A 19,761-nucleotide genomic window follows, 5' to 3' on the forward strand; every position below is an offset into this window, starting at 1 on the left:
TGAATTCGCCGCCGGGTCCGTCGTGGTCATCATTCGGAGGGCCAAAGGGCTATAAGCATCCCAAAGGCCAGACCCCCCGGGACGGCGGTGGTTGGGTGCGCGTGGCAGACTTGAGGCCCCATGACTACCGTCGACCGGCCGCTGCGGATCGTCCGGACCTATCACCCGCGCCGCGGGCGGCTCAGTGGTCGGCATTTCGACGCGCTGGAGCGCCTCGCCGCGCGGTATGCCTTCGCGCCTGGCTTCGAGGTTGACGTGCTGGAGATCGGGTCCGGGATGGGTGAGGCCACCGCGCAGATGGCCGCGGCCGACCCGGAGCGGCAGTACCTTGCCGTCGAGGTGCACACGCCCGGCGTCGCCAACCTGCTGCACCTGATCGACGAGCACGGTCTGGGCAACGTGCGCGTCGCGGACGTCGATGCGTTCGAGTTGCTCGCGAACCAAGATGCCATCCCCGCCGGCAGCCTCGACGCGGTGCATGTGTTCTTTCCGGACCCGTGGCCGAAGGCGCGCCACCACAAGCGCCGGCTCATTGTGCCCGAGCGCGTGGCCATCCTGCGCGGGCGGTTGAAGCCGGGCGGCGTCATCCACTGCGCGACCGACGACGAGGGGTACGCGCACGCGATGCTCGAGACGCTCACCGCCGACCCCGGCCTGCGCAACCGGTACGACGGCTTCGCGCCGCGGCCCGCGCACCGGCCCGTCACCAAGTTCGAGCAGCGCGCGGTCAAGGCCGGCCGCGCCGCCTACGACCTGATGTTCGAGCAGCGATGAAGAACCTCGCGGCGCGCGTGCCCAGGGGCGGCGATCCGGACGCCGTCTTCGAGGCGTTCTCCACCTGGGCGCAGGAGCAGGGGCTCACCCTGTACCCGCACCAGGAGGAGTCGCTCATCGAGATCGTCTCCGGGGCCAACCTCATCCTGAACACGCCGACCGGCTCGGGCAAGAGCCTGGTCGCCGCGGCCGCGCACTTCGCCGCGCTCGCGAGTGACCGCACGACGTTCTACACCGCACCGATCAAGGCGCTCGTCTCCGAGAAGTTCTTCGCGCTCGTGGACATGTTCGGGCCCGAGAACGTGGGCATGCTCACCGGCGACGCGAGCGTCAACGCGGATGCGCCCATTATCTGCTGTACCGCCGAAATCCTCGCCAACATCGCCCTGCGCGACGGTGCCAGCGCCGACGTCGGCATCGTCGTGATGGACGAGTTCCACTTCTACGCCGACCCCGACCGCGGCTGGGCCTGGCAGGTCCCGCTGATCGAGCTCGCGCAGGCCCAGTTCGTGCTCATGTCGGCCACGCTCGGCGACGTGACGCGGTTCGAGGAGGACCTGACCCGGCGCACCGGGCGCCCGACGGCGGTGGTGAAGAACGCCGAGCGGCCCGTGCCGCTGATGTTCACCTACTCCATGGACCCGCTGCACGAGACGATCGAAGAGCTGCTGTCCACGCGCCAGGCGCCGGTGTACATCGTGCACTTCACGCAGGCCGCGGCGCTCGAACGCGCGCAGGCGCTGATGAGCGTGAACGTCTCCACCCGCGCCGAGAAGGACATGATCGCCGAGGCGATCGGCAACTTCCGGTTCACCGCGGGCTTCGGCAAGACCCTGTCGCGGCTGGTCCGGCACGGGATCGGCGTGCACCACGCGGGCATGCTCCCGAAGTACCGGCGGCTGGTCGAAACGCTCGCGCAGGCCGGGCTGCTCAAGGTCATCTGCGGCACCGACACCCTCGGCGTGGGCATCAACGTGCCGATCCGCACCGTGCTGTTCACGGCACTGTCCAAATACGACGGACAAAAGACGCGGCTGTTGTACGCGCGGGAGTTCCACCAGATCGCCGGTCGCGCCGGGCGGGCCGGGTACGACACGGTCGGTACCGTCGTCGTGCAGGCCCCCGAGCACGTCATCGACAACGAGCGCGCCCTCGCGAAGGCCGGCGACGACCCGAAGAAGCGGCGCAAGGTGGTGCGCAAGAAGCCGCCGGAGGGCTCGATCGGCTGGGGCCGGCCCACGTTCGACCGGCTGGTCGAGGCCGAGCCGGAGCCGCTCAAGTCCAGCTTCCAGGTCTCGCACGCGATGCTGCTCAACGTGATCGGCCGCCCCGGCGACGCGTTCGCCGCGATGCGCCACCTGCTCACCGAGAACCACGAGGACGTGCACTCGCAGCGCCGGCTCATCCGCCGAGCGATCGCCATCTACCGCGCCCTGCTCGCCGGCGGCGTGGTCGAGCAGCTGCCGGAGCCGGACGAGGACGGCCGGCGGGTCCGGCTCACCGTCGACCTGCAGATGGACTTCGCGCTCAACCAGCCGCTGTCGCCGTTCGCGCTCGCCGCGATCGAGCTGCTGGACCGCGAGGCGCCCGGCTACGCCCTCGACGTGCTCTCGGTCATCGAGTCCACGTTGGACGACCCGCGCCAGGTGCTCTCCGCGCAGCAGTTCAAGGCGCGCGGCGAGGCGGTCGCGGCGATGAAGGCCGAGGGCATCGAGTACGAGCAGCGCCTCGAACTGCTCGACGAGGTGACCCACCCCAAGCCGCTGCTGGAGCTGCTCGACAACGCGTACAACATGTACAAGCAGGGGCACCCCTGGGTGGCCGACTACGCGCTGTCGCCCAAGTCCGTGGTGCGGGACATGTTCGAACGCGCCATGACGTTCGTCGAGTACGTCGGCTTCTACGGCCTCTCCCGCTCGGAGGGCCTCGTCCTGCGGTACCTGGCCGACGCGTACAAGGCCGTGCGCCAGACGGTCCCCGAGGACGCGCGCACCGAGGACCTCACCGACATCATCGAGTGGCTCGGCGAGCTGGTGCGCCAGGTCGACTCCAGCCTCATCGACGAGTGGGAGCGGCTGCGCAACCCCGGCGACGTCGAGGAGCGCGCCGTCCGCGACGACCGGCCGCCGGCCGTCACCCGCAACCTGCGCGCCTTCCGCGTGCTCGTGCGCAACGCGCTGTTCCGCCGCGTCGAGCTGGCCGCGCTGCGCCGCTACGACGAGCTCGGCGAGCTCGACGGCGAGAACGGTTTCACCGCGGACGCGTGGGAGGACGCGGTCGAGTCGTACTTCGACGAGTACGACTCGATGGGCGTCGGCCCGGACGCGCGCGGCCCGGCCCTGCTGGTCATCGACCAGAAGCCGGACCGCTGGCACGTGCGCCAGATCTTCGACGACCCCGAGGGCGACCGCGACTGGGCCATCACCGCCGAGGTCGACCTGGCCGAGTCGGATGCCCAGGGCGCAGCGGCGGTACGCGTGGTGTCCGTCGGCCCCGCTACTCCCTGAGCACTCGCAACGTGCGGGCGACCGTCGCGGCCATCGCATCGCGCGCACCGCGCAGGTAGGTGCGCGGATCGACCACATCGGACTGTTGCGCCATCGCGGTGCGGATCGCCCCGGTGAACGCCACGTTCAGCGCCGTACCGACGTTGATTTTCGTCAGTCCACCCCGGACCGCCGCGCGCAACTCGTGATCCGGGACGCCGGACGACCCGTGCAGCACGAGCGGCACCGCGACGGCCGCGCGCAGCCGCCCGATCAGCGCGTGGTCGAGCCGCGCATCCCGGGTGGTCATGGCGTGCGACGACCCGACGGCCACGGCGAGCGCGTCGACCCCGGTCGCACACACGTAGGCGGCGGCCTCGCCGGGATCGGTGCGTACACCCGGCTTGTGGGCGCCGTTCTTCCCGCCGACCTCGCCCAGCTCGCTCTCGACCCAGAGCCCCGCCGCGTGTCCGCGCCGGACGGCATCCGCGGTGGCGGCGACGTTCGCCGCGTAGTCCATTTTGGACGCGTCGAACATCACCGACCCGAACCCGTTGCCGGCCGCCTGATCGAACAGCTCGTCACTCTCGACGTGATCGAGGTGCAGGCCGACGGCCACAGTGGACAGTGCGGCGACGGACCGGGCGGCGGCCGCGATCGGCGCCAGCCGTCCATTGTGGAACCGGACGGCGTTCTCGCTGATCTGCAGGATCACCGGGCAGCCGGCCGCCTCGGCCCCGGCCACCACCGCCTCGGCGTGCTCGACCGTGATGACGTTGAACGCCCCGGCCCCGGCCCCGCGCCGCCGCGCCTCCTCGACGATCTCACCGGTGGGGGTCAGCATGGGTGGTGCTCCTCGCTCAGGTCGGCGGGTGTGACGGCGATGCGTCCGCGCAGCGCTCGGTAGCGGTCCTCGTCCACGGCCCCGGCCACGGGCGCGGCCACCGCGGCGGCCGACAGCGCGACGGCGTCGGCCAGCAGCGCGGGCCAGGGCGTGTCGTCACGGAGCCCACGGGCGAGCGCGGCGACACACGCATCGCCGGCCCCGGTGGGATTGCCGGTCTCGGGTTCCGGCGGCACCGCGCGCCACGACTCGCGCTCGTGCACCGCGAACAGACCGTCGGCGCCCCTGGACACGACCACGCACCCGGCACCCAGACCGCGCAGCGCACTCGCCTCCATGGCCAGGTCGGCGAGTTCGCCCCGGTTCGGTTTGACCACGTCCGGACGGCCCGCGACGCCCAGTCGCAGGGGTTCGCCGCTCGTGTCGAGCACCGTGCGGGCACCGTGTTCGCGGGCGGCGGCGATGAGCACCGCGTACGCGTCGACCGGCAGTCCCTGCGGCAACGACCCGGACAGGGCCACGACGGTCGCGTCGGTGAGCAGCCGGCGGTACAACAGCTGGAACTGCTGCCATTCGGCCGTTGTGACGTCCGGTCCCGGCTCCCACAGCCCGGTGGCGTCGACGCCGTCGGCGATCGTGACCGTGCGGCGCGTCTCGGCGGCGATCGGCGCGAACGCGTGGGGGAGCCCGGCCGCGGTGAGCAGCCGGCGCACCCGCTCGCCGGTGGCGCCGCCGAGCAGGCCGGTCGCGAGCACCGGTTCGCCCTGCGCGTGCAGGACGCTCGCCACGTTGAGGCCCTTGCCCCCGGCGCGTTCGTGCACGGTCCGCACGCGATGGGTGGTGTGCGGCCGCAGCTCGTCGACCGCGTACGTCAGGTCCAGCGCCGGATTCAGCGTCACGGTCAGGATCACGGGCGCGCCTCCGGGGGTGGGCGGCGTCAGCGCCGGTGGTCAGGCGAGGATGACGGAGCGGGTCAGCAGGCGGGGCTGGTCGGGGTTCAGGCCGCGGTGCTCGGCCAGGGCCACGGCGAAGCGCTGCGCGAGGACCAGCTGGGCCAGGGGATCGCGGGCGTCGCGGTAGGGCCGGGCGCCGGCGTCGCGTACCGCCTCGTCGAGCGACTCGGGCACGTCGCCGAACGACCAGACCAGGCTGCGCGGACCGGCGACGGCGACGGGGCCGTGGCGGTAGTCGCGGGCCGGGTACGACTCGGACCAGGCCTGCGCGGCCTCGCGCGCCTTGAGTGCGGCTTCGTGGGCGAGTCCGACCGTCCAGCCCGTACCGAGGAAGACCAGGTGCTCGATCGTGGACGGATCGGCCGGCAGCTCCGCGGCCAGGGCGGCCTCGCCGTCGGCGACCAGGTGGCCGAGGTCGGCCCCGAACGCGGCCCGGGCCAGGGCCAGGACGGTGGTGGGGAAGCGGGTCTGCACGACGCTGCGCTCGTCGGCGAAGTCGAGCAGGAGCCGCGTGTCGGACAGGTCGTCGACCGGCTCGCCGTCGACCGCGGTGATCGCCACCCGGTGCGTGCCGGCGGGCACCAGCCGCAGCGCCTCCAGCACCTCGGTCGACGTGCCGGAGCGGGTGACGGCGACGACGCGGTCGTACCGGCGGCGGGGGACGTATTCGGAGGCGCACACGGCGTCGGTCTCGCCCAGCCCGGCGGCCTCGCGCAGTTCGGCGAGGCTCTGGGCGACGAACCAGGAGGTGCCGCAGCCGAGCACGAGCGTCCGCTGCCCGGGCGCCGCGAGTGCGGCCCGCGTCTCCCCGGCGAGCTCGAGCCCGCGGCTCCAGACGGCCGGCTGGCTGGCGATTTCGCGCGCGGTGTCGTTCATGCGCAAAACGCTATGCGCGTTTGTGTTCGTTCAACAAGACAGACTGCGCAAGTGAACAGTTGATATTGCGCGTTTGACCTTTGCCGGACATGCGCGGATGCACTAGCGTCACTGCGCGTGGTGCAGAGTTCGCCCAAGCGCGCCGAGCGGCTGTCGGGGATCGTCGAGCGCGTCTCCGGGACCGGCTCCGGCGACGTCCGCGCGCTGGCCGAGGAGTTCGCCGTCTCGCCCGCGACCATCCGCCGCGACCTGCAGCTGCTGGAGGATCAGCGTCAGATCGCGCGGACGCACGGCGGCGCGGTGGCCACGGACGTGGCGTTCGAGCTGCCCGTGCGGTACCGCTCCGGCCACCACCGCGAGGAGAAGGCGCGCATCGCCAAACGCGCCGCCGGACTCCTGCCGCACGGGCCGCTGACCCTCGGGCTGAGCGGCGGCACGACCACGCTGCTGCTGGCCCGGCAGCTGGCCGAGCGGCACGAGCTGACCGTGGTGACCAACGCGATCAACATCGCGTCCGAGGTGGTCCCGCGGCCCCGGCAGAAGCTCATCATGACCGGCGGGGTCTCCCGCACCCAGTCGTACGAGCTGGTCGGGCCGATCGCGGACCACGCCCTGTCCGGGCTCAACATGGAGATCGCCGTGATCGGCGTCGACGGGATCAGCGCCCGCGGCGGCCTGACCACCCACGACGACATCGAGGCGCACACCAACGCGGCCATGATCCGGCGGGCCGACCGGGTCATCGTGGTCGCCGACGGCTCCAAGATCGGGAAGGTCTGCCTGGCCGGCATCTGCCCGCTCGCCGCGATCGCCGTGCTCGTGACGGACGCGAGCGCCGACGCGGACGAGGTCGAGGCGATCCGCCGGGCCGGCCCCGAGGTCGTGGTCGCGCCGTGAGCGGTACTGCGCCGGAGCTTGCGGAGGTGTCGGCGTGAGCGATGCGACGGTACGGCTGGCGGTCATCGGCGCCGGCCAGCGCGGCACCTGGTACTCCCGGCTCGCGGTGCGCACCGGCCGCGCGCGGGTCGTGGCCGTCGCCGAACCCGATCCGGCCCGCCGCGCGGCGTTCGCGCGCGAGTTCGCGATCCCCGCGTCGAGCGTCTTCGACGCGTGGGAGCGGCTGGCCGAGCAGGAGCGGATCGCCGACGCCGCGATCGTGGCCACGCAGGACGCCATGCACGAGGGGCCAGCGGTCGCGCTCGCCGGCCGCGGGTACCACCTGATGCTCGAAAAGCCGATGGCGCCCGAGGAACCGGCGGCCCGCCGCATCGCCGCGGCGGTCATCGCGTCCGGGGTGATCGCGGCGGTGTGCCACGTGCTGCGGTACACGCCGTACACCGCCGCGCTCAAGGCGTTGCTCGACGACGGTCGCATCGGCCGGATCGTGAGCATGCAGCACCTCGAACCGGTCGGCTGGTGGCATCAGGCGCACTCGTTCGTGCGCGGGAACTGGCGCCGGGAAAGCGTTTCGTCGCCCATGCTGCTCGCCAAGGCCTGCCACGACGTCGATTGGCTGTTGTACCTCGCGGGCGAGCCCGTCCGCCGCGTCAGCTCGTTCGGCGGCCTCGCGCACTTCCGGCCCGACCAGCGCCCGGCCGGCGCCGCCGAGCGCTGCCTGGACTGCGCGGTCGAGCCCGACTGCCCGTACTCGGCGCCCAAGTTGTACTTTCCGCTCGTCGACGCGCAACCGCCGGACGAACCCGTGCACTGGCCGCTGTCCGTGCTCACCGCGGAGCCGACGCACGAGGCGGTGCGGGCGGCGTTGCGCACCGGACAGTACGGACGCTGCGTCTATGCCTGTGACAACGATGTGGTCGACCATCAGGTGGTGTCGATGGAGCTGGCCGGGGGCGGGACCGTCGCGCTGACGATGACCGCGTTCACGCCGCTCGAGCACCGCAAGACCCGCATCTTCGGCACACACGGGTTCATCGACGGCGACGGCCATGCGATCCGTTTGGTCGACTTCCGCACCGGTACGGACACCACGACGACCATCGCCGCCGGAGGGTCCGGGGACCACTCCGACGGCGATGCGGGGCTGGTCGCGGCGTTCGTGGCCGCGGTGGCCGCGGGCGACGCCTCGCTGTTGCGCTCTGACGTGCGCACGAGCCTGGCTGGCCACCAGGTCGTGTGGGCCGCCGAAAAAGCCCGCCACACCGGCACCGTCGTGACGCTTTCCTAGCAGCGCACGGTGCGCAGGGCCTGGAGGAACTGGCCCGGCTCGCTGAAGGCGCAGAAGTGGCTCGCGTTCTCAATCAGCACGAGCTGCTTCTCCGGGGCGTCGATCTCCTTGAAGTACTCGACCGCGGGCTCGGTCAGGGTGACCACGTCCCGGGCGCCCTGGAACAGGTAGAACGGGACCTCGAACGAGGTGCCGAGCGCGCGGGCGTCCCACCGCATGAACTGCTCGAACATGGTGTCGCGGGACTTGCCGAAGCCCTTGAGCCAGGCCGACACGTCGGCCAGGGAGTAGTCGGGCTTGGTCAGCAGGAGCTTGAAAAGCCTGGTCAGGGCGGCGTTGCCGGTGGTCGGGTCGGTGCCCATGCTCCACTGCATGCGGGTGCCCCAGCTCTTGACGTCCCAGGTGCGCGGGTCGGCGTCGAGCTTCTCCAGCGCCGCGACGCCGCGCTTGTTGTTCGCCGCGCGCAGCCGCTCGATGGTGTCCAGGCGGCCCTGGCGCTCGTTCTCGACCATGTTCACGTAGAAGTCGGTGCCGACGTACGCGCAGAACAGGTCCGGGCGGCGCTTGACCATCGGCAGGCCCACGATGGTGCCCATCGAGCCGGCCATGAGCAGGATGCGCTCCTGGCCGAAGTACTCGCGCAGGTGCTCGGCGACCTCGATGCCGTCCTCGACCATGAGCTCGAAGTCGAGCTCCTCGGCCTTGAAACCGTTGCGGCGCAGGGTCTTGCCGGCACCGCGGCGGTCCCAGTGCACGACGGTGAAGTACCGCTCCCATTCGCGCAGCACCGGGGTGAACACCGAGTAGGGCGAGCCGGGGCCGCCGTGCACGACGAGCAGCACCGGGTTGTCGCGGTCCTCGCCGCGGATCTGCAGCCACTGTTCGACCCCGCCGATGGTGACGTAACGGCCCTCGACGATGCCGTTCGGGCTGTCGATGCGCGCCGCGTTCGCGCGCTGCTGCTTGCGGATGCCCCGGTAGACGAGCGGCGCGGCGGCGACGGTGGCGACTGCGGCTCCGGCGATGGCGGCGGTGATCATGTGGTGCCTCCCCTGTGGTGTGGTGAGACCACTGTACAAACTTCTAAGACATTTGTGCAAGACAAATTTCTCAGACGTATGCTTCAGACATGGGTAACCGGGAGAAGCTGCTCGACGGCGCGCTGCAGTGCCTGCTCGAGAAGGGGTACGCGGGCACGACCGCGCGCGACATCGCCTCCACGGCCGGCGTCAGCCTGGCCGCGATCAACTACCACTTCAGGACCACGGAGGCGCTGCTGAACGAGGCGCTGCAGCGGGCCTTGGAGCAGTGGGGCGACGAGATGGAGCGCGCCCTGCGCGACGCGGCCGGTGTGGACGGCGCGGCGGAGCGCTTTGAGGCGGTGTGGGCGAGCGTGATCGCTTCGGTCACCGCGAACCGTCCGTTGTGGACGACCCAGTTCGAGGTGGTCACCCAGCTCGGACGGCAGCCGGCCCCGTCACCCGCCTGGTCGGAGCCGCAGGCCCAGGCCCAGGCCGGGCTGGCCGCACTGTTCCACGGCATCGACCCCGAGGCTGAGCCGGAACGCGCGCGCGTGGTCGGCGGTTTCTACCACGCCCTGCTCACCGGCGTCGTGGTGCAACACCTGACGGTGCCCGACCGCGCGATGAGCGGCCGCGACCTGGCTACCGCCCTGCGCTTCGTCGCCTCACGGCTGGTTGAGGTGTAGATACCCGCGCCGTACCGCCGGCAGCGCGATCTCCTGCGGAAACGCCGACTTGGCCGCGACCCGCTCGGCCGGCGCCCCGTCGGCGTCCCCCTCGCGGATCAGCCACGCGAGGTCGGCGAGCTGCTCGTGCTGGGCCCGCACGAACCGCCGATCGGTCACCGCGCCATGCCCCGGCACGACCTGACTGTCCGCCGTGAGCAGCGCGAGCAGTCCGGCCACCGTGTCCGGCCAGTCGAGCGGATAGGCATCGTCGAACTGCGGCGGCCCGCTCTGCTCGACCAGGTCCCCGGCGATGAGCAGGTCGGCATCGGGCACGATGGCCACGAGGTCGCCGATCGAATGCCCGCGTCCGAAATGCCGCAATTGTACGGTACGATCGCCGAGCTCGACCTCCGCCGCACTGCGCACCAGCTCGGTCGCGGGCGTCGGAGTGGTGCACGCCAGTTCGTCGGCAAGGTCGGGAAACGCCAGCACCGCGCGCTCGCGCAACGCCGGCCCGACGAGCGCGGCGGCCTCCTCGTGCGCCCAGATCGCCGCACCCGCGAACATGACGTTGCCGAAAACGTGGTCGAAATGGTGGTGCGTGTTGACCACCACGAGCGGCAGGCCGGTCACCCGCCGGACCGCCGCGAGCAGGTCCTCCGCCTGCCGCGCACTGGACAAGGTGTCCACGACGAGCGCCGCTTCACCCCCGACGACGAGCGTCGCATTGACATCGAGCACCGGATGGCGCAACACATGCACGCCGTTGGCAATCTCCCGCAGCACCGTCATGGCTTCTTCCGCCCTTGTCTCAGCCCCGGTCCTCCATGGCCTTGGCCAGGAACCGAGCCCGCTCGACGACGATGCGCTCGACCCGCCCCTCGGCCACGACCTTCTCCCCGTCGCGCACCACGATCTCGAACATCAGCCGCCGCCCGTCCGCCTTGGCCAGCCGCGCCTCGGCCACCACCCGCCCCCCGATCGGCGTGGCGGCCCGATGCTCCAGGTCGACCCGGCTCCCGACGGTCGTGAACCCGGGCGGAAGCCGGCTGGCGGTGGCCCCGACCGTGGCCGCCTCGGCGAGCGCCAACACCCGCGGCGTGCCCAGCACCGGCACGTCCCCGGACCCCAACGCCTGCGCCGTGTCGGCGTCGGTGACTGTGAGCTGGACGCGGGTGACCGCGCCGACCCAGGAACTGGCATCGACCGTGGGGCGCTCACTCGGCTGCATACCCCAAGACTAGCGACCGCGATGATTGCCCGGCCCGCCATTCCCCCCGACCACAGCCACCTGCACCCCGTCCACCTGCGTTTCGTCCACCGCACCGATCACGTCCGCGCCCGGTCACGCCCGACTAAGCGCCGGGATGCAGTTCAGAGCCGGGCCGGGATTCGAGCCGAGGGCGCAAGTCGACGTTGTGTGAGGAGTCCGGCTCGCGGTGGGGGTTGTCGTCGGTGCGTGGAACGGCGCCGCGTTGGGGGTCGCCGTCGGGTTGAGGGGCCGGTCCGGAGCGGAGGTCGCCGTCGGAGTGCGGGTCGGAGTTTTCGTCGGCGGGTGCGGGCGAGCCGAGGCCAGGGTGCGCGGCGGAGTCGGGAGGGGCAACGGGCGGCCGGGGGCGGGTAGCGGCCACCCGGGTCGAGAAGGTCTTCCGGGCCGCGCGCGAGCGGGTCGCCAGCTCGTCGGCCAAGCGGTAAGCCTCCTCCGCGTCGCGGAAGCGGGCTGTCGCCGTCAAGCCGCCCGCCGTGTCGACCGTCACGGTGGCCAGGGAAAGCAGGCGCTGCCAAGGGCCCTGGACCACGCGGACGCTCTGGACCCGGGCCAGCGGCACCGCCACCAGTTCGCGGGTCAGGACGCCCTCGCGGACCGCTACGAAGTCGTCGGTCACCGCTACGCCGATGCGGGACCAGGCCAGCGGCGCGAGCCAGCGGGCCCGGCGGGGTGGGCCGGACATCGACAGCGTTGTGACGTCCACGGTGCCGATGACGGCGGCGCCCAGTACCGCTGACGCGACCGTCACCGCGTCGGGTGAGGCGGCGACCGGGACCAGGGTGCCCGCCCGGAGTTGTTCCTCGCCGTCGCCGCCGTAGCCCGCCACGTCCATGCGGGCGCGGGCCCAGCCGCCCGGGCGCCAGAGCAGCGGCCAGGTCAGTTTCACGGCCTGGACCCGGCGCGGCGGGACCGACTGGCTGCGCTTGTTCAGCAGGCCCTGGCGAACCCGCAGCGCCGCGCTGTCGTCGGTGATGCGGAAGGCCCATTCGTCGAGGACCCGGCGTACCGGGACCTGGAAGACGCCCAGAAAGGCGGTGATGGTGCTGGCCGCGCCGATCAGGGTCCAGTCCGGGTGGGACAGGGCCGGCCAGATGACGAAGGCGGCGCCGATCGGGACGGCCAGGGCCTGCGGGGTCAGGAGCTGGGCGAGCAGCAGGCGGTTGTTGTCCACCGCGAACAGCGGGCGTTCGTCGGCGGGCGCGGCGGGTGCGGCGCCGGTGGCCAGGCCCAGCAGGGAGGCGCGGAGTTCGGTGGCGCCGGCCAGCGTGAGGTACGCCAGCGGGGCCTCGGTCTTGCCGCCGCCGATCACCTCCAGGCGCAGCTCCGCCAGGCCGAACACGCGGGCGAGCGCTGGGCGGACGACATCGATGGCCTGGACGCGCTCCAGCGGGATGGTGCGCACCCGGCGGGAGAGCAGGCCCTCGTGGACGCGCAGCTCGCGGCCGACCACCTCGTAGCCCGTCACGGCCCAGACGACCGCCGAGACGAGCACGGCGCCGACCAGGATCACGGCCATGGCGATCAGCCAGTGGAACAGCCCCAGGTCGGACAGGCCGCGCCAGGAGACGGCCACGGCGGCGATGGCGACCAGTTTCGCCCCGCGGACCAGCGGCGTCAGTGGGTGCAGACGCTGGCGCGGCACGCCCCCGACTGCGGTCACAGGCCCTCTTCGCGGATCTCGCCGAGCGCGGCCAGCCGGTCGCGCAGGCGGGTCGCCTCGGCGGCCTCCAGGCCGGGCACCGTGGCGTCGCTCGCCGCGGCCGCGGTGTGCAGGGTGACCGTGGCGAGGCCGACGGCGCGTTCGAGTGGGCCGGCGGTCACGTCGACGAACTGCATCCGGGCGTACGGCACGATGGACAACCTCCGCACCAGCAGCCCGTGCCGCACGAGGAGGTCCTCGGCGCGCTCGGCGTAGCCCCAGGCGCGGATGGAGCGGCGCAGGAAGAACGCGCGGACCGCGCCGAGGGCCAGGACGAGCACGGCGGCGGCGAGGAACCAGGCCGACCAGAGCAGGCCGGTCACGACGCAGGCCAGCGCGAGGATGAGCACCCAGACGGTCAGGACGACCAGCCGGACCAGGTAGTACCGCGGCGAGATCGGCCGCCACTCGACCGTGTCCGGCCAGGGGCGCAGCGGGTCGGGCGCGACCGGTGCGTTCACCGCTCAAGCCTATCCGGAGCGTCGATCGGGTCGGTTTCGCCGACAGGACGGATGGACCGAAGAAACCCGCGAACGCTCAGGAACTCCGACAGCGAGACACGGTGGTCGTCGCAGGCCAGCCAGATTTTGCGCCGGTCAGGGGTGTGCAGCTTCGGATTGTTCCACAACAGCTGCCAGACAGCCTGGGAACGGCATCCCTTCGCGGAGCAGATGAGCGAATCCACACCGGAATTGTGGCGCAGGCGAAGAGGGTGAGCGCCGGGCGGCCACGGGGGAAGCCGCCCGGCGACGGGTGAATCGTACCCGTCTCGGTACGGGTGATGTCCAGACGTGCCGACCGCCCGGTGACGAAAATCCCCAGAATCGATGGCCGCATTTGCGATATATCGGGCAAAGCGCCTTCGAAGCGAACTCTCAGTAGGCTCTCAGCAGCGTCGGTCGCGATCGGTCGCCGCGCCGTGCGACGCTAGGTTGGCCGACGTTAGGTTTGTTCCGACGTTAGGTTGATCGGAAATAGACGAAACGCGCGTGGAGGACCGGTGACCCAGCCGAGCAACCCTGTCTCGACCCCCGCTCAGGACGCCACGGTGCTCGAACGCGCCCTGTTCGAGGTCAAGCGGGTGATCGTCGGCCAGGATCGGATGATCGAGCGGATGTTCGTCTCGCTGCTCAGCCGCGGGCACGTGCTGCTCGAGGGCGTGCCGGGCGTCGCCAAGACGCTCGCCGTGGAGACCCTCGCCCGGGTCGTGGGCGGCACGTTCTCCCGGATCCAGTTCACACCCGACCTGGTCCCGGCCGACATCGTGGGCACCCGGATCTACCGGCAGTCCAGCGAGAAGTTCGACGTCGAGCTCGGGCCGGTGTTCGTGAACTTCCTGCTCGCCGACGAGATCAACCGTGCGCCCGCCAAGGTGCAGTCGGCGCTGCTGGAGGTCATGGCCGAGCAGCAGGTCTCGGTCGGTGGCGAGACGTACGAGGTGCCCCGCCCGTTCCTGGTCATGGCCACCCAGAACCCGATCGAGCAGGAGGGTGTCTACCCGCTGCCCGAGGCCCAGCGCGACCGGTTCCTCATGAAGATCCAGGTGGGCTACCCCACCGACGCCGAGGAGCGCGAGATCGTCTACCGGGTCAGCGTGAAGACCCCGGAGCCGCAGGCGGTGCTCACCACCCAGGAGCTCATGGCGCTGCAGGACAAGGCCGACGACGTCTTCGTGCACAACGCGCTGGTGGACTACGCGGTGCGGCTGGTGGTCGCGACCCGCAACCCGGCCGAGCACGGGCTGGGCGACATGGCGCACCTCATCCAGTACGGTGCGAGCCCCCGCGCCTCGCTCGGCATCGTGCGGGCCTGCCGCGCCCTCGCCCTGCTGCGCGGCCGGGACTACGCGCTGCCGCAGGACGTGCAGGACATTGCCCCCGACATCCTGCGGCACCGGCTGGTGCTCTCCTACGACGCGCTGGCCGACGACATCCCGGCGGACGACGTGGTGCGCCGGGTCCTCGCCGCCGTGCCGCCGCCCACCGTCGCGCCCCGCCAGCAGGCCACCACGGCGCCGAACGGCCAGGCCGGGCAGCCCGGCGGCCCGCAGCCGGGCCTGCCCGCGACGACGACGATCACCACCTGGCCGGGTCGGTGAAGATCGAAAGCGGTACCGGACTGGACGACGCCCGCGCGGAGGTCGTCCTCAACCGCATGCAACTGCTCGTCACGCGCAAGCTCGACGGACTGCTCCAGGGCGACTACCTGGGCCTGCTGCCGGGGCCGGGCACGGAGGCGGGCGAGTCGCGCGAATACCGCCCGGGCGACGACGTGCGGCGCATGGACTGGCCGGTCACCGCGCGGACCACGCTGCCGCACGTGCGCCAGACCGTGGCCGACCGGGAACTGGAGACCTGGCTCGCCGTCGACCTGAGCGCCAGCCTGGACTTCGGCACCGCCAACTACCTCAAGCGCGATCTCGCGATCGCCGCCTCGGCCGCCCTCGCGCACCTCACCGTCAGGGGTGGCAACCGCATAGGAGCCGTCGTCGGTACCGCCGAAGCCCTCACCCGCCTCCCCGCCCGCCCCGGCCGCAAGGACGCGCAGGGTCTCCTGCGCACCATCGCGCTCACCCGGGGCCGGCCCGGCCGCGCGGACCTCGGCGCGCTCATCGACATGCTGAACCGGCCCCCGCGCCGGCGCGGGCTGGCCGTGGTGATCTCGGACTTCATGACCCCGCCGCAGCAGTGGGCCCGCCCGCTGCGCAAGCTCGGCGTCCGCCACGACCTGCTCGCCGTCGAGGTGGTCGACCCGCGGGAGCTGGAGCTGCCCAACGTCGGCGTCATCGCGCTCGTGGACCCCGAGACCGGGCGCATGCACGAGGTACAGACGGCGGACCCGAAACTGCGGCACCGCTACGCGCACGCGGCCGCCGCCCAGCGCGCCGAGATAGCCTCGGCCCTGCGCGGCGCGAACGCGGCCCATCTGCGGCTGCGCACCGACTCCGACTGGCTCCTGGACATCGTCCGGTTCGTCGCGGCCCAGCGACACGCTCGAACTCGAGGTACGACCCGATGATCCGACTGCTCTCGCCATGGTGGCTGCTCGCCCTGATCCCCGTTGCCGCGGTGATCGGCGTGTACGTCTGGCGGCAGCTGCACCGGCGCGCGTTCGCCGTGCGCTTCACCAACGTCGACCTGCTCAGCAGCCTGGTCCCCAAGGGCATCGGGGTGCGCCGGCACATCAGCGCGGCGGCGTTCCTGCTCAGCCTGGTGATCCTGGCGTTCGGGATGACGCGCCCGTCGTACGACACCAAGGAACCGCTGGAACGGGCCACCATCATGCTGGCCATCGACGTGTCGCTGTCGATGCAGGCCACGGACGTCGCGCCGACCCGGATCGAGGCGGCGAAGTCGGCCGCCCAGGACTTCGTCAAGCAGCTGCCGGCGAGCTTCAACGTCGGGCTGGTCTCCTTCGCCAAGACCGCCAGCGTGCTGGTCTCGCCGACCAAGGAGCGCAGCTCGGTGATGCAGGCCATCGCGGGGCTGACCCTGCAGGAGTCCACGGCGACCGGTGAGGCGGTCTTCACCAGCCTCGACGCGATCCGCACGGTGCCCGCCGACGGCGCCAACGGCCCGCCCCCGGCCCGGATCGTGCTGCTCTCCGACGGGTTCCGCACCGCCGGGCGGTCCTTGGAGGACGCCTCGGCGGCGGCCTCGGCCGCCAACGTGCCGGTCTCGACGATCGCCTTCGGCACCGACGAGGGCGTGGTGCGCATCGGCAACACCCCGCAGCGGGTGCCGGTCGACCGCCCGTCGCTGCAGAAGGTGGCCGAGGTCACCAAGGGGTACTTCTACGAGGCCGCCAGCAAGGACGAGCTGAAGCGGGTCTACTCCGACATGGGCAGCTCCATCGGCTACCGCACGAAGCCGAAGGAGATCACCCAGTGGTACCTCGGCTTCGGCTTCCTGATGGCGCTGTGCGCGGGCGCGCTGAGCCTGCTGTGGGGCTCGCGACTGCCCTGATCGGGAAAGCGCGGGGGTTACGGTCGGCGCCTCATCAGTGGGCGCCGACCATGTAGAAGAGCGCGGCCACCCAGACGGCGGCCAGGAAAAAGCCCACGGGCGCGACAAAACGGCTCACGACAAGCTCCAACGGGTGTTGTCTCAACAGAGAACGAGAGAACAGACACACGGAAGCCGTGGCGGGTGCTTCGGTTGCTCTACCGGCCACGACTGGAGGGATCGCTACTTCGCACAGCGATCACCTCCTGGGAGCAGCTGCCGTGCCGGACGGGCAGCGAACGAGCCCAGCCGTCATTGCGGCCGGGCATTCGTGAACGAGTACATCGTACGCCCACCCGCTCCGCCCGGCATCCGCCACCCGGCCCAGTGGGTCCTACCATTCGGTAACGCCTAGTCTCCGTACAGCATTCGCAGCTCTTCCAGAAAGGCGGCACCGTGGCGAGGACCGTGCTGGTCACCGGCGGGAACCGGGGCATCGGACTGGCGATCGCGCAGGCGTTCGCCAAGCAGGGGGACCGTGTCGCGGTGACGCACCGCGGTTCCGGCGCTCCGGAGGGTCTCTTCGGCGTGCAGTGTGACATCACCGACAGCGCCGCCGTGGACGCCGCCTTCACCGAGGTGGAGAACGCGCTCGGCCCGGTCGAGGTGCTGATCGCCAACGCCGGCGTCACCCAGGACACGCTGCTGCTGCGCATGAGCGAGGAGCAGTTCACCGGGGTCATCGACACCAACCTCACCGGCTCGTTCCGCTGCGCCAAGCGCGCCGCGAGCAAGATGCTGCGCGCCCGCTGGGGCCGGATCGTCTTCATCTCCTCGGTCGTCGGCCTCTACGGCAGCCCCGGCCAGGTCAACTACGCCGCCAGCAAGGCCGGCCTGGTCGGCATGGCGCGCTCGATCACCCGCGAGCTCGGCGGCCGCAACATCACCGCCAACGTGGTCGCGCCCGGGTTCATCGAGACGGACATGACGGCGGTGCTGCCCGAGGCGACGCAGGCGGAGTACAAGAAAAGCATCCCGCTGGGTCGCATGGCCAAGCCGGAGGAGGTCGCCGACGTGGTGACGTTCCTCGCCAGCGACGCCGCGGCCTACATCACCGGCGCCGTCATCCCCGTCGACGGCGGCCTCGGCATGGGCCACTGAACCACTTCTTCCACAAGGAGACTCCGGAAACCATGGCAGGACTTCTCGAGGGCAAACGGCTGCTGATCACCGGGATCATCACCGACCAGTCGATCGCCTTCGCCGCCGCGCGGCTCGCCCAGGAGCAGGGCGCCAAGGTCGTGCTCACCGGCTTCGGCCGGCTGTCGCTGGTCGAGCGCATCGCCAAGCGGCTGCCGGAGGAGGCGCCGGTCATCGAGCTCGACGTGACCAACCAGGAGCACCTCGACGGGCTGGCCGACAAGGTGCGCGAGCACGTCGACGGCCTCGACGGGGTCCTGCACTCGATCGCCTTCGCCCCGGCCAGCTGCCTGGGCGGCGACTTCCTGACCGCGCCGTGGGAGGACGTCGCCACCGCGGTGCACGTGTCGACGTTCTCGTTCAAGTCGCTGGCGGTCGCCTGCCTGCCGCTCATGGGCCCCGGCGGCTCCGTCGTGGGCCTGGACTTCGACGCCACGCGCGCCTACCCCGTGTACGACTGGATGGGTGTGGCCAAGGCCGGCCTCGAGTCGACCTCGCGCTACCTGGCCCGCGAGCTCGGTCCGCGCGGCATCCGGGTGAACCTGGTGGCCGCGGGCCCGCTGCGCACGATGGCGGCCAAGTCGATCCCGGGCTTCGCGGTGTTCGAGGACTCCTGGTCGAAGCAGGCGCCGCTCGGCTGGGACCTCTACGACCAGGCCGCGGCGGGCAAGGCGTGCTGCGCGCTCATGTCGGACTGGTTCCCGGCCACGACGGGCGAGATCGTGCACGTCGACGGCGGGTACCACGCCATCGGTGGCACCTCCTGACGACCGGCTGACCCGGGGCTCCGCGCGGGGCCCCGGATCCGGGCGGGGGCAGAATGAACACGTGGCTTATGACGCGTTCCTCCTGCTCTCGTTCGGTGGCCCGGAAGGTCAGGACGACGTTCTGCCGTTCCTGGAGAACGTGACCCGCGGCCGGGGCATCCCGCGCGAGCGCCTGGAGGCCGTCGCCGGGCACTACCGGCACTTCGGCGGGGTCTCCCCGATCAACGCGCAGTGCCGCGAGCTGATCGAGGCCCTGCGGCCCCACCTGGACCTGCCGATCTACTGGGGCAACCGCAACTGGCACCCGATGCTCGCCGACACCGTCGAGAAGATGCGCGATGACGGTGTACAGCATGTGCTCGCCTTCGTCACCAGCCCGTTCGGCTCCTACTCGTCGTGCCGGCAGTACCTCGACGACATCGAGCGGGCCCGCGCGCAGGTGCCCGGCGCGCCCGTCATCGACAAGATCCGGCATTACCACGACCATCCGGGGTACATCGCGCCGCACGCCGACGCCGTGCGGGCCGCGCTGGCGAGCCTGCCGGGCAGTACACCGGCGCGGATCGCCTTCACCGCGCACTCGATCCCGACCGCGATGAACGCCGCCAGCGGGCCGGGCGGGCAGGGGCGCTACGTGGCCCAGCTGCGCGAGACCGCTGCGCTCGTCGCCGCCGCGGCCGCGCCCGGACTGGAGTGGGACCTGGTCTGGCAGAGCCGGTCCGGGCCGCCGCAGGTGCCGTGGCTGGAGCCGGACATCAACGACCACCTCGAGCAGTTGGCCAAGGACGGGGTGAGCGAGGTGGTGGTGAGCCCGATCGGCTTCATCTCGGACCACCTGGAGGTGGCCTGGGACCTCGACGAGGAGGCGAAGGCGACGGCGGAGCGGCTCGGCCTGGCGTACGCGCGAGCGGGCACCCCCGGCGCCGACCCGCGGTTCGTGGACATGGTCCGGCAGCTGGTGGACGAGCGCGTCCTTGCTCACAGTAATGTGCGTCACGCGCTCGGGACCGTGCCGACCTGGGATTTCTGTCCGGCTGACTGCTGCGCGTCACCGAAACGCGCATAGGCTCGAA

The 19,761-nt window shown here is 71.6% G+C and carries 20 protein-coding genes; 11 read left to right on the top strand and 9 right to left on the bottom strand.

What is annotated here, in order from left to right; genetic code table 11:
• The first annotated feature begins 120 nt into the window (after nucleotides 1-120).
• Nucleotides 121-774: a tRNA (guanosine(46)-N7)-methyltransferase TrmB gene (gene trmB / locus ACQP00_RS09680; RefSeq protein ID WP_433217437.1), complete on the top strand. Its 654-nt coding sequence runs from the start codon at nucleotides 121-123 to the stop codon at nucleotides 772-774.
• Nucleotides 771-3,281 carry a DEAD/DEAH box helicase gene (locus tag ACQP00_RS09685; protein ID WP_433217439.1) on the top strand — a complete coding sequence of 837 codons (2,511 nt, stop codon included), beginning with the start codon at nucleotides 771-773 and terminating at the stop codon, nucleotides 3,279-3,281. Before trmB ends, ACQP00_RS09685 begins: the two co-directional genes overlap by 4 nt.
• Here ACQP00_RS09685 and ACQP00_RS09690 read toward each other — a convergent pair.
• From ACQP00_RS09690 to ACQP00_RS09700, 3 genes are read right to left on the bottom strand one after another with little or no spacing between them, the layout of a single operon-like run.
• Nucleotides 3,271-4,104, bottom strand: coding sequence for a class II fructose-bisphosphate aldolase (locus tag ACQP00_RS09690; protein WP_433217441.1), 834 nt, complete (start codon nucleotides 4,102-4,104; stop codon nucleotides 3,271-3,273). The genes ACQP00_RS09685 and ACQP00_RS09690 overlap by 11 nt on opposite strands.
• Nucleotides 4,098-5,015 carry a 1-phosphofructokinase family hexose kinase gene (locus ACQP00_RS09695; RefSeq protein ID WP_433217443.1) on the bottom strand — a complete coding sequence of 306 codons (918 nt, stop codon included), beginning with the start codon at nucleotides 5,013-5,015 and terminating at the stop codon, nucleotides 4,098-4,100. Before ACQP00_RS09695 ends, ACQP00_RS09690 begins: the two co-directional genes overlap by 7 nt.
• Nucleotides 5,016-5,054: 39 nt before the next feature.
• Nucleotides 5,055-5,933 (bottom strand): SIS domain-containing protein, encoded by an 879-nt coding sequence (locus tag ACQP00_RS09700; protein ID WP_433217445.1) that lies wholly within the window; start codon nucleotides 5,931-5,933, stop codon nucleotides 5,055-5,057.
• 117 nt (nucleotides 5,934-6,050) lie between these two features.
• On the opposite strand from ACQP00_RS09700, the gene ACQP00_RS09705 reads away from it, so the two are divergent.
• A complete protein-coding gene (locus tag ACQP00_RS09705; RefSeq protein ID WP_433217447.1) occupies nucleotides 6,051-6,830 on the top strand; it encodes a DeoR/GlpR family DNA-binding transcription regulator in 780 nt (259 codons plus the stop codon).
• A 34-nt stretch (nucleotides 6,831-6,864) separates the two neighbouring features.
• Nucleotides 6,865-8,118 carry a Gfo/Idh/MocA family protein gene (locus ACQP00_RS09710; protein WP_433217449.1) on the top strand — a complete coding sequence of 418 codons (1,254 nt, stop codon included), beginning with the start codon at nucleotides 6,865-6,867 and terminating at the stop codon, nucleotides 8,116-8,118.
• Here the strand turns inward: ACQP00_RS09710 and ACQP00_RS09715 are convergent.
• On the bottom strand, nucleotides 8,115-9,158 hold the full coding sequence (locus ACQP00_RS09715; protein WP_433217451.1) for an alpha/beta fold hydrolase: 1,044 nt from the start codon (nucleotides 9,156-9,158) through the stop codon (nucleotides 8,115-8,117). The genes ACQP00_RS09710 and ACQP00_RS09715 overlap by 4 nt on opposite strands.
• An 89-nt stretch (nucleotides 9,159-9,247) precedes the next feature.
• Between ACQP00_RS09715 and ACQP00_RS09720 the strand changes: the two genes are divergently transcribed.
• Nucleotides 9,248-9,826, top strand: coding sequence for a TetR/AcrR family transcriptional regulator (locus ACQP00_RS09720; protein WP_433217453.1), 579 nt, complete (start codon nucleotides 9,248-9,250; stop codon nucleotides 9,824-9,826).
• On the opposite strand, the gene ACQP00_RS09725 is transcribed toward ACQP00_RS09720, so the two are convergent.
• The 5 genes from ACQP00_RS09725 to ACQP00_RS09745 form a co-directional block, all read right to left on the bottom strand.
• Nucleotides 9,806-10,600: an MBL fold metallo-hydrolase gene (locus ACQP00_RS09725; RefSeq protein WP_433217455.1), complete on the bottom strand. Its 795-nt coding sequence runs from the start codon at nucleotides 10,598-10,600 to the stop codon at nucleotides 9,806-9,808. The two genes, ACQP00_RS09720 and ACQP00_RS09725, sit on opposite strands and share 21 nt — an antisense overlap.
• Nucleotides 10,601-10,619: 19 nt before the next feature.
• The gene (locus tag ACQP00_RS09730) at nucleotides 10,620-11,039 is read right to left on the bottom strand and encodes a thioesterase family protein (RefSeq protein ID WP_433217457.1); all 420 of its coding nucleotides are present in this window, start codon (nucleotides 11,037-11,039) and stop codon (nucleotides 10,620-10,622) included.
• A gap of 124 nt (nucleotides 11,040-11,163) precedes the next feature.
• Complete coding sequence (locus ACQP00_RS09735; RefSeq protein WP_433217459.1) at nucleotides 11,164-12,738, bottom strand: PH domain-containing protein; 1,575 nt, start codon at nucleotides 12,736-12,738, stop codon at nucleotides 11,164-11,166.
• Complete coding sequence (locus ACQP00_RS09740; protein ID WP_433217461.1) at nucleotides 12,735-13,238, bottom strand: PH domain-containing protein; 504 nt, start codon at nucleotides 13,236-13,238, stop codon at nucleotides 12,735-12,737. Before ACQP00_RS09740 ends, ACQP00_RS09735 begins: the two co-directional genes overlap by 4 nt.
• Nucleotides 13,235-13,462 carry a hypothetical protein gene (locus tag ACQP00_RS09745; RefSeq protein ID WP_433217463.1) on the bottom strand — a complete coding sequence of 76 codons (228 nt, stop codon included), beginning with the start codon at nucleotides 13,460-13,462 and terminating at the stop codon, nucleotides 13,235-13,237. The genes ACQP00_RS09740 and ACQP00_RS09745 overlap by 4 nt, the downstream gene beginning before the upstream one ends.
• Before the next feature lie 279 nt (nucleotides 13,463-13,741).
• Here ACQP00_RS09745 and ACQP00_RS09750 point away from each other — a divergent pair, with 279 nt between their 5' ends.
• The 6 genes from ACQP00_RS09750 (at nucleotide 13,742) to ACQP00_RS09775 (ending at nucleotide 19,754) form a co-directional block, all read left to right on the top strand.
• Complete coding sequence (locus tag ACQP00_RS09750; RefSeq protein WP_433217465.1) at nucleotides 13,742-14,875, top strand: AAA family ATPase; 1,134 nt, start codon at nucleotides 13,742-13,744, stop codon at nucleotides 14,873-14,875.
• Between the two features lie 56 nt (nucleotides 14,876-14,931).
• Nucleotides 14,932-15,795 (top strand): DUF58 domain-containing protein, encoded by an 864-nt coding sequence (locus ACQP00_RS09755; RefSeq protein WP_433223790.1) that lies wholly within the window; start codon nucleotides 14,932-14,934, stop codon nucleotides 15,793-15,795.
• On the top strand, nucleotides 15,792-16,742 hold the full coding sequence (locus tag ACQP00_RS09760) for a VWA domain-containing protein (RefSeq protein WP_433217467.1): 951 nt from the start codon (nucleotides 15,792-15,794) through the stop codon (nucleotides 16,740-16,742). The genes ACQP00_RS09755 and ACQP00_RS09760 overlap by 4 nt, the downstream gene beginning before the upstream one ends.
• Nucleotides 16,743-17,177: 435 nt before the next feature.
• Complete coding sequence (fabG, locus tag ACQP00_RS09765) at nucleotides 17,178-17,882, top strand: 3-oxoacyl-[acyl-carrier-protein] reductase (protein WP_433217469.1); 705 nt, start codon at nucleotides 17,178-17,180, stop codon at nucleotides 17,880-17,882.
• A gap of 32 nt (nucleotides 17,883-17,914) precedes the next feature.
• Nucleotides 17,915-18,688 (top strand): enoyl-ACP reductase FabI, encoded by a 774-nt coding sequence (fabI, locus tag ACQP00_RS09770; protein WP_433217471.1) that lies wholly within the window; start codon nucleotides 17,915-17,917, stop codon nucleotides 18,686-18,688.
• A 61-nt stretch (nucleotides 18,689-18,749) separates the two neighbouring features.
• On the top strand, nucleotides 18,750-19,754 hold the full coding sequence (locus ACQP00_RS09775) for a ferrochelatase (protein WP_433217473.1): 1,005 nt from the start codon (nucleotides 18,750-18,752) through the stop codon (nucleotides 19,752-19,754).
• Nucleotides 19,755-19,761 lie beyond the last annotated feature (7 nt).

It is taken from the genome of Dactylosporangium sp. CS-047395, from assembly GCF_050942185.1.
Classification (GTDB): domain Bacteria; phylum Actinomycetota; class Actinomycetes; order Mycobacteriales; family Micromonosporaceae; genus Dactylosporangium.

Excerpts from the sequence above, each read along its gene's own strand:
- ACQP00_RS09760 (WP_433217467.1), top strand. The coding sequence starts at position 15,792 with ATGATCCGACTGCTCTCGCCATGGTGGCTGCTCGCCCTGATCCCCGTT.
- ACQP00_RS09700 (WP_433217445.1), bottom strand. The coding sequence starts at position 5,933 with ATGAACGACACCGCGCGCGAAATCGCCAGCCAGCCGGCCGTCTGGAGC.
- ACQP00_RS09685 (WP_433217439.1), top strand. The coding sequence starts at position 771 with ATGAAGAACCTCGCGGCGCGCGTGCCCAGGGGCGGCGATCCGGACGCC.
- ACQP00_RS09690 (WP_433217441.1), bottom strand. The coding sequence starts at position 4,104 with ATGCTGACCCCCACCGGTGAGATCGTCGAGGAGGCGCGGCGGCGCGGG.
- ACQP00_RS09720 (WP_433217453.1), top strand. The coding sequence starts at position 9,248 with ATGGGTAACCGGGAGAAGCTGCTCGACGGCGCGCTGCAGTGCCTGCTC.
- ACQP00_RS09725 (WP_433217455.1), bottom strand. The coding sequence starts at position 10,600 with ATGACGGTGCTGCGGGAGATTGCCAACGGCGTGCATGTGTTGCGCCAT.
- trmB (WP_433217437.1), top strand. The coding sequence starts at position 121 with ATGACTACCGTCGACCGGCCGCTGCGGATCGTCCGGACCTATCACCCG.
- fabI (WP_433217471.1), top strand. The coding sequence starts at position 17,915 with ATGGCAGGACTTCTCGAGGGCAAACGGCTGCTGATCACCGGGATCATC.
- ACQP00_RS09715 (WP_433217451.1), bottom strand. The coding sequence starts at position 9,158 with ATGATCACCGCCGCCATCGCCGGAGCCGCAGTCGCCACCGTCGCCGCC.
- ACQP00_RS09730 (WP_433217457.1), bottom strand. The coding sequence starts at position 11,039 with ATGCAGCCGAGTGAGCGCCCCACGGTCGATGCCAGTTCCTGGGTCGGC.
- ACQP00_RS09755 (WP_433223790.1), top strand. The coding sequence starts at position 14,932 with ATGCAACTGCTCGTCACGCGCAAGCTCGACGGACTGCTCCAGGGCGAC.